This window comes from Paraflavitalea speifideaquila (genome assembly GCF_032395985.1).
Lineage (GTDB): Bacteria > Bacteroidota > Bacteroidia > Chitinophagales > Chitinophagaceae > Paraflavitalea > Paraflavitalea speifideaquila.
The window spans coordinates 2,955,808-2,968,213 of the sequence record NZ_CP135920.1 but is presented as its reverse complement, the minus strand read 5'-3'; the positions used below and the strand labels follow the sequence as shown (position 1 = coordinate 2,968,213).

16 protein-coding genes and 1 pseudogene are annotated in these 12,406 nt (G+C 47.9%); 11 read left to right on the top strand and 6 right to left on the bottom strand.

The window, feature by feature from the left end; genetic code table 11:
- Positions 1-96 precede the first annotated feature (96 nt).
- The 11 genes from RS881_RS20330 (at position 97) to RS881_RS20280 (ending at position 5,789) form a co-directional block, all read left to right on the top strand.
- Positions 97-732 (top strand): hypothetical protein, encoded by a 636-nt coding sequence (locus tag RS881_RS20330; RefSeq protein WP_315822742.1) that lies wholly within the window; start codon positions 97-99, stop codon positions 730-732.
- 165 nt (positions 733-897) lie between these two features.
- The gene (locus RS881_RS20325) at positions 898-1,050 is read left to right on the top strand and encodes a hypothetical protein (RefSeq protein WP_315822741.1); all 153 of its coding nucleotides are present in this window, start codon (positions 898-900) and stop codon (positions 1,048-1,050) included.
- Entirely contained in the window at positions 1,032-1,397 is a 366-nt protein-coding gene (locus RS881_RS20320) for a PmbA/TldA family metallopeptidase (RefSeq protein WP_315822740.1), read from the top strand. The genes RS881_RS20325 and RS881_RS20320 overlap by 19 nt, the downstream gene beginning before the upstream one ends.
- A gap of 29 nt (positions 1,398-1,426) precedes the next feature.
- Positions 1,427-1,729, top strand: coding sequence for a hypothetical protein (locus RS881_RS20315; protein WP_315822739.1), 303 nt, complete (start codon positions 1,427-1,429; stop codon positions 1,727-1,729).
- A gap of 47 nt (positions 1,730-1,776) precedes the next feature.
- Positions 1,777-2,532, top strand: coding sequence for a TldD/PmbA family protein (locus RS881_RS20310; RefSeq protein ID WP_315822738.1), 756 nt, complete (start codon positions 1,777-1,779; stop codon positions 2,530-2,532).
- Positions 2,533-2,744: 212 nt separating this feature from the next.
- The gene (locus RS881_RS20305; protein WP_315822737.1) at positions 2,745-2,939 is read left to right on the top strand and encodes a hypothetical protein; all 195 of its coding nucleotides are present in this window, start codon (positions 2,745-2,747) and stop codon (positions 2,937-2,939) included.
- Positions 2,940-2,989: 50 nt separating this feature from the next.
- Positions 2,990-3,607: a metallopeptidase TldD-related protein gene (locus tag RS881_RS20300; protein WP_315822736.1), complete on the top strand. Its 618-nt coding sequence runs from the start codon at positions 2,990-2,992 to the stop codon at positions 3,605-3,607.
- Positions 3,600-4,031, top strand: coding sequence for a metallopeptidase TldD-related protein (locus tag RS881_RS20295; RefSeq protein WP_315822735.1), 432 nt, complete (start codon positions 3,600-3,602; stop codon positions 4,029-4,031). The genes RS881_RS20300 and RS881_RS20295 overlap by 8 nt, the downstream gene beginning before the upstream one ends.
- Positions 4,032-4,147: 116 nt before the next feature.
- Positions 4,148-4,651: a PmbA/TldA family metallopeptidase gene (locus RS881_RS20290; RefSeq protein ID WP_315822734.1), complete on the top strand. Its 504-nt coding sequence runs from the start codon at positions 4,148-4,150 to the stop codon at positions 4,649-4,651.
- Entirely contained in the window at positions 4,636-4,998 is a 363-nt protein-coding gene (locus RS881_RS20285; protein ID WP_315822733.1) for a hypothetical protein, read from the top strand. Before RS881_RS20290 ends, RS881_RS20285 begins: the two co-directional genes overlap by 16 nt.
- A 35-nt stretch (positions 4,999-5,033) precedes the next feature.
- Positions 5,034-5,789 (top strand): TldD/PmbA family protein, encoded by a 756-nt coding sequence (locus RS881_RS20280; protein WP_315822732.1) that lies wholly within the window; start codon positions 5,034-5,036, stop codon positions 5,787-5,789.
- A gap of 263 nt (positions 5,790-6,052) precedes the next feature.
- Here the strand turns inward: RS881_RS20280 and RS881_RS20275 are convergent.
- From RS881_RS20275 to RS881_RS20250, 6 genes and pseudogenes are all read right to left on the bottom strand, one after another.
- Positions 6,053-7,117, bottom strand: a pseudogene (locus RS881_RS20275) (endo-beta-N-acetylglucosaminidase H); the annotation flags it as partial.
- Positions 7,118-7,473: 356 nt separating this feature from the next.
- Entirely contained in the window at positions 7,474-9,114 is a 1,641-nt protein-coding gene (locus RS881_RS20270) for a SusD/RagB family nutrient-binding outer membrane lipoprotein (protein ID WP_315822731.1), read from the bottom strand.
- Positions 9,115-9,200: 86 nt separating this feature from the next.
- Positions 9,201-10,013: a SusC/RagA family TonB-linked outer membrane protein gene (locus RS881_RS20265; RefSeq protein WP_350340153.1), complete on the bottom strand. Its 813-nt coding sequence runs from the start codon at positions 10,011-10,013 to the stop codon at positions 9,201-9,203.
- A gap of 62 nt (positions 10,014-10,075) precedes the next feature.
- Positions 10,076-10,405, bottom strand: coding sequence for a hypothetical protein (locus RS881_RS20260; protein WP_315822730.1), 330 nt, complete (start codon positions 10,403-10,405; stop codon positions 10,076-10,078).
- Positions 10,384-10,656, bottom strand: coding sequence for a hypothetical protein (locus tag RS881_RS20255; protein WP_315822729.1), 273 nt, complete (start codon positions 10,654-10,656; stop codon positions 10,384-10,386). Before RS881_RS20255 ends, RS881_RS20260 begins: the two co-directional genes overlap by 22 nt.
- Positions 10,644-12,317 carry a TonB-dependent receptor plug domain-containing protein gene (locus RS881_RS20250; RefSeq protein WP_315822728.1) on the bottom strand — a complete coding sequence of 558 codons (1,674 nt, stop codon included), beginning with the start codon at positions 12,315-12,317 and terminating at the stop codon, positions 10,644-10,646. The genes RS881_RS20255 and RS881_RS20250 overlap by 13 nt, the downstream gene beginning before the upstream one ends.
- Positions 12,318-12,406: the final 89 nt, after the last annotated feature.

Below are 12,406 nucleotides of genomic sequence, written 5' to 3'. Positions count from 1 at the left end.
ACGATCATTGGCCATGCCAGCCCTTTTGCAAAGACCAGTCCCCTGCTGCCCACGGATTGGTTTTCTATTGAAAGCAGCAAACAGGCACAACCGCTGGTGATGGATGACCAGGGCGCGGTAGTAGTATCGGCAGCTATTGCGGGAGCGGGCAAACTGGTATTGAATACTGTGAACAATACGTATAGCTGGTTGCTGAATGGCAACCGGCAGGACTATGCCCAGTTCTGGACCTTGCTGCTCAACAAAGCTGCCCGGCCTGACTGGCAGGGAAGCCGGTGGCAAGGGGTGAGCGCCTTCCCCACCCTGGGTAGCCCCGTGCAATTGGCCCTGGATAGCAAGGGCGCGGGCATCCCGCTCATTGAAACCCCAGCCGGGCAAGTAGGGGTAGCCCAGCAAGCCTGGCTGCCCCAAAGCTGGACGGGCCAGTACTGGCCCACCATGGCTGGCTGGCAAACTATCCGCCACGGGACGGACACTATGCACTTATATGTTTATGAACGGACTGACTGGCAGGGGGTACAAGCTACCACTTCGATTATGGCCAATACACGGTATACCGCAATTTCCGGTAAAGCGAGGTCGTCTAAAGCAACGGTACAGGGACAAACAAAGAAAGCGTTACCACCGGTCATTTTTCTCATGGTATTCTTGTTGTCTTGTAGTTATTTGTGGTTTGAGGGAGGGTCGGGAAGTCCGGAAGACGGGAAGTCCGGAAGGAAAACGGACAATTAACTACAGTATAGCTTACCGACTTTCGGGCTTTACTGGCTTTCGGACTATTCAGGAAGTCAGGAAGGAAGGAATGACGGCTTCGATAGGTTTATGACCTTCCTATTGAGTTATAATAATTGCGCATATATCCTTTTTATCAACCATTAAAAACTGAGGGACTCTGCTTTGAAACGAAAAGATTTTATCTACTACACGGGGCTGGGCCTAGGCTCGCTCATGCTTCCGAAAATGTCCGCCTTTGGGCGTGATATTGACCCCGCAGAAGCGCTGCAGGGGATTGATTCGGCGGTTAAAAAGAATTGGCCAATGTTGGCTTGAATGCGGCGAAGGCCAAAGGCGCCAGTTATGCGGATGTACGCATTGGCCGCTACCTGCGGCAGTTTGTTGCCACGCGGGACAAACGGGTGCAGGGGGTAGCCAATACCGAAAACTATGGCGTGGGCATCCGGGTGCTGGTCAACGGCGCCTGGGGATTTGCTGCGACGCATACGGTAACCAAGGAAGCTATTGCCAAGGCCGCCGAACAAGCGGTAGCAGTAGCCAAGGCCAATGCCAAGATCCAGGGCGAACCGGTACAGCTGGCCCCACAAAAAGGGTATGGCGAAGTAAACTGGAAAGCCCCTATTGAGATCAATGCTTTTGAAGTACCCATTAAAGAAAGGTAGACCTGCTGCTGCAGGTAAATGATATTGCCATGACGAATGGCGCCAGCTTTGTTACGGCGATGATATCGGCAGTGAACGAGCAAAAGTATTTTGCTTCTACTGATGGTTCTTATATTGACCAGGACATTCACCGCATCTATCCCACTTTCAATGTAACGAAGATAGACCGCGCGGCCGGCAAGTTCATGCAACGCAATGCGCTGAGTGCTCCCATGGGTATGGGCTATGAATACATGCATGCCCGCCCGCAAGACAAACTAAGTGGTATTGTTACGCGGTACAAAGACCGCTATGATATGCTGGAGGATGTAAAAATGCCACCAAGGATGTAGATGATAAACTGAAAGCGAAGTCAGTAGAACCCGGCAAGTACGACCTGGTGTTGGACCCTTCCCACTTATGGTTAACGATCCATGAATCAGTAGGCCATCCTACTGAACTGGATCGGGTACTGGGTTATGAAGCCAATTATGCCGGCACCAGTTTCCTCACGCTGGACAAATGGCAATCCAAGAAATTCAATTTCGGCAATAAACTCGTCAACATAGTAGCCGATAAAATGCAGAAAGGTTCGCTGGGAGCAGTGGGCTGGGATGATGAAGGGGTAAAATGCCGGGAATGGGACCTCATCAAGGACGGTATGCTGGTGAATTACCAGGCTATCCGTGATCAGGCGCATATTCTTGGACTAAAAGAATCGCAGGGGTGTTGCTACTCACAAGGCTGGGATGATATTCAATTCCAACGGATGCCCAATGTATCCTTACGCCCCGGTAAAGACAAACTGAGTGTGGATGATATGATCAAGAATGTAGAGAAGGGTATTTACATCATTGGCGACGGCTCGTACTCAATTGATCAACAACGTTACAATTTCCAGTTTGGCGGACAAACGTTTTACGAGATCACGAATGGTAAAATAACCGGGATGCTCAATGATGTGGCTTATCAAGCCAACACGCAGGAGTTCTGGAATTCCTGTGCTGCTATTTGTGATGAGAGCGATTATCGCCTGGGTGGTTCCTTCAACGATGGCAAGGGGCAACCTTCACAAAGCAGTGCGGTATCACACGGTAGCGCAACTACCCGATTCAATGGCGTGAATGTGATCAATACGGCCCGGAAGATCGGGTAAGGTTATTCCTCTCACCCAGAGTTTGTCGAAGGGTATCACTGAAGACGGTTTCGACAGGCTCTTTTAGACCAGGGTGAGCCGCCCTTGGAGGACGACCCACTCTTGGACAGGCTCAACCTGACAACCAAATTATTATCAAACTTTTTTAAAGCATAATAACCAGTTATGGCAATAATAAGTAAAGACGAAGCGCAAGCGATACTGAAAAAGTGTTGAGCTTCGCCAAAGCTGATGAAACAGAAGTAGGTCTCGGCGGACAACAAAGCGGCAATATCCGCTATGCGCGCAATGCGGTATCTACTGCAGGAGAAGTAAGTAACCTGAACCTGAGTGTAAGCTCTTCTTTTGGTAAAAAACGGGCAATGCTACGATCAATGAATTTGATGATGCATCGCTCGAAAAAGTAGTACGCCGTGCAGAAGAGCTGGCACGGCTGGCTCCCGAAAATCCGGAGTACATGCCCCTGCTGGGCCCTTCCAACTTTACTGAATCGATTGGTTTTATTCCTTCTACAGCCGCTATGACACCGGATACCCGGGCCGAAATGGTAGCGAAGAGCCTGAAGGTGTCCAAAGAGAATAAACTGGAATCAGCGGGCTTTTTGCAAAACAGTGCAGGCTTCCGCTCTGTGATGAATTCCAAAGGGCTTTTTGCTTACGGCAAAAGCACGGATGTATCGTTTTCAGTAACTGTACGTAACCAGGAAGGTACTGGTTCGGGTTATGTAGACCATAGTTTTAATGATGTAGGCAAACTGGATACGCTGGCGCTTACTAAAATAGCCGCCAACAAAGCTACGAGTTCAGCCGGCGCCAAAGCTATTGAACCAGGCCGTTATACAGTGATCCTGGAACCATTGGCGGCCAGTGATATGCTGGGTGGTATCATCCGTGGTTTTGATCAGCGCACAGCCGATGAAGGCCGCAGCTTCATGAGTAAGAAAGGTGGCGGCACACGCCTGGGCGAACAACTGTTTGATGAAAAAGTAAATATCATCAGTGACCCCATGAATGCCGAATTACCAGGCGCTACCTGGAGCGGTGATGGGATGCCGGTTGAAAAACAATTTGGGTAGAGAATGGGGTGGTGAAAAACCTGGCCTGCGGCCGTTTCTGGGCGCAGAAAAAGGCATCAAAGCCCTGGCAGGTCCTGGTGGTGGCCGCTTTGGCGGTGGTGGTATGATCATGGCGGGTGGGACGGCTTCTATTGAAGATATGATCAAGAATACCGAGAAAGGTATCCTGGTTACCCGTTTCTGGTATATCCGCCTGGTTGACCAGCAAACATTGGTACAAACAGGCCTCACGCGTGACGGAACTTTCTATATTGAGAATGGCCAGATCAAGTTCCCGGTAAAGAACTTCCGCTTCAACGAAAGCCCTATTATTATGCTGAATAATGTAGAAGAACTGGGCAAACCCGTTCGCAGCGGCTCCTCCATATTGCCACCGATGAAGATCAGGGACTTTACGTTCACTTCTTTGTCAGATGCAATCTAGGAAGACAGCTTTCGCTTCAGACGGTAATAATCAATAATTATTGGTTATTGATTATTACTGTTCGATAGAATGATCCTATTTTCCCGAAATCCATTCTTTAATTACAAATAAAGAAATTGAAAAGAAGAAACTTTATCGGCATGGCGGGAATGGGTGCTGCCGGGGCCTTACTTCATGGCATACCCGCTATTGGCAGAACAATTGCTGAAGCCGACCTGCTGATGGTCCGTGCTGATGCAGCTGCTAAAAAACGGATGGCCGATATAGCGCTGCAGGCAGCCCGCAGTAAAGGGGCTACTTATACGGATGTGCGTATAGGCAGGTACCTCAACCAGGCGGTGATCACCCGCGACAACCGGGTGCAGAATGTGGCCAATACGGAATCCTATGGTATCGGCATTCGCGTGATCGCCAATGGCAGCTGGGGATTTGCCGCTTCCGAAAAAATGGATACTGACAGTATTGCCAAAACTGCGGCCCTTGCAGTAGCCATTGCCAAAGGCAATGCCAAACTATTGACGGAACCGGTTCGGCTGGCACCTCAAAAGGTTTTGGTGAAGTCAATTGGAAAACGCCCATCGAAAAGAATGGCTTTGAAATACCGGTGCGGGAAAAAGTAGACCTCTTGCTAAGTGTAAATGATGCCGCACTGAAAGGCGGCGCCAACTTTGTCAATGCAGCCATGTTCATGATCAATGAACAAAAATACTTCGCCAGTTCTGATGGCTCTTACATCGACCAGGACATTCACCGGATATGGCCCACCTTTACGGTGACCAAAACAGATAAAGCGTCGGGTAAGTTTCAAACGCGCGACAGTTTTAGCGCCCCCATGGGTATGGGGTATGAATATCTATTTGCCTCGCCCGAACACAAGATCACCGGCGGCCCTACTACCCTGTACAAAGGCCGGTATGATATGCTGGAAGATGTAAAACTGGCCACGATCCAGGTAGGTGAAAAATAGGCGCCAAAAGTGTAGAACCCGGCAAGTACGACCTGGTGCTGGACCCCACGCACCTGGGCCTCACCATTCATGAATCTACCGGTCACCCTACTGAGCTGGACCGTGTACTGGGTTATGAAGCCAATTTTGCCGGTACCAGTTTCCTGACGCTGGACAAATGGAAAACGAAACAATTCAATTACGGCAGTAAGTTGGTGAATATCCAGGCGGATAAACTACAACCCGGCTCCCTGGGCGCTGTAGGTTATGACGATGAAGGGGTACAAAGTGGTCAATGGGATATCATTAAAGATGGTATCCTGGTCAATTATCAAACCATCCGCGACCAGGCGCATATCCTGGGCTTGCAGGCCTCACAAGGATGTTGCTATGCGGATAGCTGGGATAGTGTACAGTTTCAACGCATGCCCAACGTATCGCTGATACCCAACAAACAAACCCGGAGTGTGGCCGATATTATTAAGGGTGTTAAGAAAGGCATCTATATCCTGGGCCGTGGCTCCTACTCTATCGACCAGCAACGTTACAATTTCCAGTTTGGCGGTCAGTTGTTCTATGAGATCAAGGACGGTCAAATTACGGGCATGCTCAATGATGTAGCTTATCAGTCGAACACTCAGGAGTTCTGGAACTCTATGACGGATATTGCGGATAAAAATGATTACCGCCTCTTTGGCACGTTCAATGATGGTAAGGGACAGCCTTCGCAAGCCAGTGCCGTATCGCACGGTTCGTCTACAGCTAAATTTGAAGGTGTAAATGTGATTAATACTGCACGGAAGATTGGTTAACTTCTTTTAACTAACCTTCTTTAAATCAACAACACAATAATCAGTAATTAATAATTAATAATTACTGATTATTGTGTTTGCGTGTCTAACAATGCCCCGTTATAGTTTATTGAGCCAATCTATTATATAATCTGGATCTTCTTTCCAGGTCGATTGTCCCAGTACATAGTGATTCCGTCCTTGTTGTATATATCAATGGTGCACAAAAAGGCCCCGTCCGGAAGAACGGGGCTCGACTGAATAACACAAACTACAAACCACAATTACTGAATCTTTACCGAAGTGACAACATCATTGGCATTGGGCGATAGGCCAGGAAAATTGGCATTGCTGGATGTCAAGGTCCAGGAAGTGCCGGTAAAATTATCATTGGAATACATGATCACTGTCCAGCCGGCAGGTACAGTAATCGACGAAGCCCAGTCGTTCACAAAACCATAGGCCTGCAATTGGGACAGGGTATAATTGCCCTTGGGTATATTACTGGTAGCAGTACCACCATAGTTGGTGTGCTGGTAGAACTTCACACCTGTTGCACCTCCGCCATTGTACACTGCAGGCTGACCATACAATACATTGGAGAAACTGCTGAGGTAAGTGCTCACATCGTTGTTGGGTAAATTATAGGTAAGGTAAATACCATAATTGCCATTCACGGTTTGTGTGGCCAAGGAAGCCGCTGTAGAAGAACTGGTAGAGGTGATATTCACTGCGGCCGGGCCCAGGTTGGCCGCCGTAAGGCCAGGCACATCAGGTACAGAGAAACTACCATAAATGGCATTCCAGCTATAATTGACCTTGGAGCCTACGGTTACACCGTTGTAAGAAAGGCGGGAAGCAGCCGGACCATAATAATAAAAGGAAATGATCTTATTGGGCATGAGTGCGCGTAAGGCTGTTACCAGGTATACAAAGGAGCTGGCATTGGGCTGCCCGGTTCCGTTGACACCATAGTCGCTGTACTCATCGTCGAAATCAATACCATCGAGTCCATAGGTATTGACAGCATTGGCCAATAATTGGGCAAAAGCCTGGGCAGCCGCCTGGCTGGGGAAATTACAGATACCGGCACCCTGGTGGTTGCCGAGGATGGACAACAGTACCTTAGTGCCCCTGGCCTGCACAGGCTGAATGGTGGTAGCCCGGTTGTTCAATACGGTTGTTACCTGGGGATTAAAGAACAGGGTAGCTGTCTGCGTGGAGGTATTGTAATTGATATTGGCCGCAAAGATGATCCCGATATCGAAAAGCGGCTGACCGGTAGCGAGAGAATATTTTCCTACATTGGCAAAATCGTTGCTATTTACTTCTACGTATACTACGGTTTTGGGGCCGCTTACCCAACTGCGTTGAGGCCTACTTCATCATCTTTGAGTTTGGGGTTTCCTCCTCTCCGGGAAGGCCCTTCTTACAGGAATACGTTAAGCTTACAATCAATAAGAGCAGGAATACCGCGACATTTTTTCTGATCAAATAGAATAGGTTTACCATAAAAGGATGATTTTAAATAATAGAATAAAATACCGTGCACAGCATTTCAGTTTATTACCATAGGCGATACCATTTGAGGGTGAGGGATAATTGTTTACGTAGTTGATACCAGGTTAGGGTCAGGCAAAGAAAGCCCGGGCCCATGCCCGGGCGCTTTCTTAGAGGTATAATACAAGAAAATGGGAATCGGAGGTTAAGGCTTTTTATCCCACCAAACCCTGGTGCCTGGATTGTCGGGCCCACTCATGGTAGCAACGGCTTTATCATAACCAGCCTTGTTGCTGTTCCTGAATTTGGAAGGGATGGGCAAGCGCTTGATAAAACCGGTTACCTGTCCATTGCTGTTGTTAAGGACTACGGGGAACAACTTGGGATAGCCTGTACGACGGAATTCAGACCAGGCTTCTTGTCCGTCGGGATAAACGGCCAGCCATTTTTGTGTGATGATGCGTTCCAGTTTTTCTTCCGTACCGCCTGCAGCATTCCATTTGATGGTGATGGTGCTTAGGTTGGCATTGCCAGCCGGTACGTTATTAGCGCCTGCGACTTGTGATTTAGGATCTACATAAGGAGCGGCTTTGCTGACAGCATCGGCTTTATAAGCCGCAGCGGAACCGGCGCCCCACTCTTCAAACGAACGGTCAATACCGGTTTCATAAGCTGTTTGTATATCACCGGCATTGGCCCAGCCACGAAGTGCTGCTTCGGCTTTCAGGAACCAGGCTTCGGCAGCCGAAGCAACCTTGGCTTTACCCGTGCCTTTGTCAAAATAATCGCCACTGGCGGATTTGGCCACGGGTTTTGAATAACCGGAATAACGCGCCTTGGCATCAATGGCAACGCCATTCCTGATACCAATATACTGTCCAGATACTGCCGCATCAGAAGCTGGGGCCAGGTATTTAGAAACACGGGGGTCACCGTATCCAGTCAACAAGGAGCTAAGCGGCGCTCCGGCGCGGATATCATCCCAATCATTGATGATCACACCAATGGGGCTTTCCGTACCATAGGCTACGAGTGCATTATCGCTCACAGCAGCCATGAGGCCGCCATTGGCCGGATCCAGCGCTTTTTCACCCTGTGTTTTGGCGGTAGCGGCATCGGCATATACAATGCGCAAGGCCAGGCGCAAACGCAGGGTATTGGCCAGGCGTAACCACTTGGCAGGATCGCCACCAAACATCATATCTGCCTTTTTAAAAGCTGTACCTACTTTTTTAGTGGCAGCCGCATAAGGTTTCAGGTTGTTCACCGCAATATCCAGGTCGGCAAAGAAGGCTTTATAAGCATCCTGCTGGGAATCGTAGTCGATGGAGAGATCGGCATTGGGCTTGCCATAATGGCTATAGATCACGGGGCCAAAAATATCAGCCGATTTGTGCATCCCAACAACACTGAGGATCTTCGCAATGGCCGTTGCATCGGCCAGGTCGGCCGAAGTATATTCCTTACTGAATCTTTCGTAATCAGCGGTTGCCTGCATCACCCCATCATAAGCAATATTCAAAATCCATTCATTCCAGCCATCCATCATGAAATAATTGCTATTGTTGTTGTTGCCATTAAAAGGTGTGGGGGTCATCATATAGCCACTGTAGATATCGGCATTGAGGTTTTGCTGTAACTGGTATTGCCAGTTAACATAGTGTACCAGGTTGCGCTGGCCATTCTGCAAGGGCAGGATAACTTTTTGAAAATCGGCCAGGAATACATCGGGTTTCACACCCGCGGGATTGGTATTGGTTTCCTGGAAATCTTTGGAGCAGCCGGTTCCCAGCGTAGCAGCAATGGCACAGGCTGCGGTTAATTTATATAGGGAAGTTTTTAACATGGTTTAAATCGTTTTAAGCATTTTTGAAATTCCTGCTCTTACTTAGCCTTCCGCAAGTTCAGGACTGGATGAGAAGGTTTTTGTTACTAAAATGTACATTTCAGGCTAATACCATAGCTTCTGTAAGCAGGTAAGCCAAAAGCATCAATACCTGTACCACCTGCATTTACACCAGCCACCTGCTCAGGATCGAATGGCGCTTCTTTCTTAAAGAAGAACAGGTTATTTCCAATCAAAGCCACGCGCATATCTTTCACCACTTTGTTATTGAAGGGAAGCTGGTAGCTAATGGCAATCTCACGCATCCTTACTGCAGTAGCGCTGTAGGTATAAGCGGCACCGGCAGGGGTTTTACCACCAATATACTTGTAGTAGGTTTGTGCATCTACCGTACCACTCCAGGCATGTCCACCTTCATCCACCGCATTGTTGATGGTCACCGTATTGCCATTGTTCCTGGCATCAGCCGATCTTTGACTTACACCCATCTGATCCAGGTAACCCTGTGTAATGCTCAATACCTTACCACCAAATTTACCATCGATCAGCATGTTTACATTAAACCGGCCAAAAGAGAAGTTGTTGTTCCAGCCCACAATGTATTTAGGATTGGGATTGGCAAAAATGCTGTCTACAAACAAAGGCAGGTGCGTGGTCGTGTTAACGATCACGCGGCCCTGGTTATCTGTTTTAAACGTACGGCCGTACAGGTCGCCAAAAGAACCATCCAGCCTCAACGCCGTATAACTACCGCTGCTGCCAAGGGTATAAATAGACTCCTTCGTTACGTTGGCTACGATCTTGGGATCAAACAACTCAATGATCCTATTCTTATTATGCGAGAAATTAAGTGTTGTGTTCCAGGTAAGTTTTTTGGAATTGAACACTTTGTACGACACTGAAGCCTCAATACCTGTATTCTGGATATTACCAGCATTGAAATCTGATTTGGTACCACGTGCTAACTGAAGATTGATACCACTAAAGTACTGGTTGTAGGTATTCGACTTATACCAGGTGAAGTCAAGCGAAAGCCGGTTTTGGAGGAAACTCCATTGTGTTCCGATCTCAAAAGATTTGCTTTTTCAGGCTTGAGTTCCAGTCCTGATACGTCAAGGATCGGATAGCTGCCGGGAGGATTGGCAATACCACCCTGATTAAAAGTATACAGCGGATTGGTGCTGAATGCACTTACATCATTACCCACCTGTGCATAAGACACTCTCAGTTTGGCATAGTTGATAGCAGCAGGCATTTGGAACAGATCGGTCAGTACACCACTGGCGCCCACTGAAAAATAATTGTATCCCTTTTTTCAGTAGGTGTAAAGGCCAGGGCCGAAGACCAGTCATTACGGTCGCTAAAATCAAGGAACAACTTGTTCTGGTAATTCAGCTGTACAGAACCAAAAGCTGAGTTCACCCTTCTTTGTGCGGGCGAACCATTATCTGAATTGTAATTACGCAGATCAATGGTAGCCCTTTCCAAAGCTGATTCCAGGAATACATTGGGAACTGTAGGGGTACCATTTACGGTGAGCATTTTACCTTTTGATCCTGTATGGCGGCGCCCAAGGTAAAGTTCATTCCGATATCCTGTGTCAGTTGTCTGTCGCCACTCAACAATACATCACCATACAAATTCGTGGTATTGATCCTGGTGGTATTGAGGTTACCATTGAAGCGGGCCAGCGTACCTTGGGTGGTAGCATAGATATGCCGCTCATACTGGTTTACAAAGTTGTTGATATTACCCCTCAATTGCACTGTGAGCCAGGAGTTGATCAGGTACTTGGCCGACAAGGAAGCATATACATTCTGGTTTTTATTATCAACCGTATTGCGGTTCATGACCCAGTAAGGATTTTGCTGGTAATCCTGGCCACCCCAGCCACCACCATTGGCCTGGTCTTTATCATAGTTAATATTCCACCAGTTTTGTGCATTCAGGTAACGGGTAGGTGAAAAGTATTCATAGTTCTTATAGCTGTTGAAATCAAGTCCACGGGGAAAGAGGTACAAACCAGTCAATGGATTGTAATAGATACCCGGTGTACTACGGTTGTGCGTATTTTGGATACTACCGGTAAAGGTTCCATCGAGTACCAGTTTATCCTGCAATAAACGGGTAGTTTGCCTGAAGGTAAGCGTATGCTGCTTCAGTGTGCTGGTAGGCAGGATACCTTTATTCTCGGTATTGGAATAAGAAAGATAGTTGGAAGACCTTTCATTACCGGTAGTGAGACCAATGCTATTGATAAAGGTGAGCCCGGTTTGAAAGAATTCTTTTACATAATCGCCTGAAGTATTGGTCGCTCCTTTTGCGCCCCAGGAATCTTCACTGCCTGGGCTCACTGCATCGGGTGCTGTAGACTGTTTATAATCGTATTGCAATTTGGGCAGTACATAGGCCTTATCCATCGTAATACTGCTGGAGAAATCCAGTTTAGCTGTGCCTGATTTACCTTTTTTGGTAGTAATGAGGATTACCCCATTACTTCCCTGGCTGCCATAGAGGGCCGAAGCGGAAGCTCCTTTCAGTACGTTGATCGATTCAATATCATCGGGGTTCATGGTACTGAGGATATCCCCGCCATCGGGTGCACCATTATAGAGACCGGCATCGGGGCCACCTATTTGATTGGCAATGGGCAAACCATCTATTACATACAACGGCTGGCTGTTACGGGTAGATTTATCACCACGCAATACGATACGAACGGAACCACCGGCGCCGCCTGAAGTACGGTTTACCTGTACGCCGGCCACTTTACCGTTGAGGCTATTCAATACATTCGTATTCTTTACTGTAGAAAGCTCATCGGCGCTAATGGTTTGTGTGGAATAAGTAAGCGAGCGTGCTTTGCGGGTAATACCCAGGGCGGTAACAACCACTGTTTCGAGGTTCTGTGCATCGGCCTTCAAAACGATGGTGAAGGAACTGGCATTATCACCAATGGTTACAATTTGCCGGGTAAACCCTGTAGATGAAATTTCAAGGGCATTATCAGCGCCGGAGACGGCGAGGGAGAATCGTCCACTTTCATTCGTAGTGGTTCCTGCACTGCTTTTGTTGGCTTTTACACTGGCAGAGGCGATGGCCTTTCCCAGCGAGTCGGTCACCACCCCAGTCACGGTGCGACCTTGCGTAAATGCAAGTGACGAACAAAATAGCAGGAGAAAACCAAGAAGCAATCGTTTCATAAGCAATAATTTTAGAGGTTTGATGTTTGGTCCTCTAAAAGACTCACAGTCAACAAATCGGTACCTATTGCTTTCAAAAAAAAATCAAC

Bases quoted from the DNA above. Each gene is read 5' to 3' on its own strand.
- RS881_RS20315 (WP_315822739.1), top strand. From the start codon at position 1,427: ATGACGAATGGCGCCAGCTTTGTTACGGCGATGATATCGGCAGTGAAC.
- RS881_RS20300 (WP_315822736.1), top strand. From the start codon at position 2,990: ATGCCCCTGCTGGGCCCTTCCAACTTTACTGAATCGATTGGTTTTATT.
- RS881_RS20270 (WP_315822731.1), bottom strand. From the start codon at position 9,114: ATGTTAAAAACTTCCCTATATAAATTAACCGCAGCCTGTGCCATTGCT.
- RS881_RS20255 (WP_315822729.1), bottom strand. From the start codon at position 10,656: ATGCTCACCGTAAATGGTACCCCTACAGTTCCCAATGTATTCCTGGAA.
- RS881_RS20250 (WP_315822728.1), bottom strand. From the start codon at position 12,317: ATGAAACGATTGCTTCTTGGTTTTCTCCTGCTATTTTGTTCGTCACTT.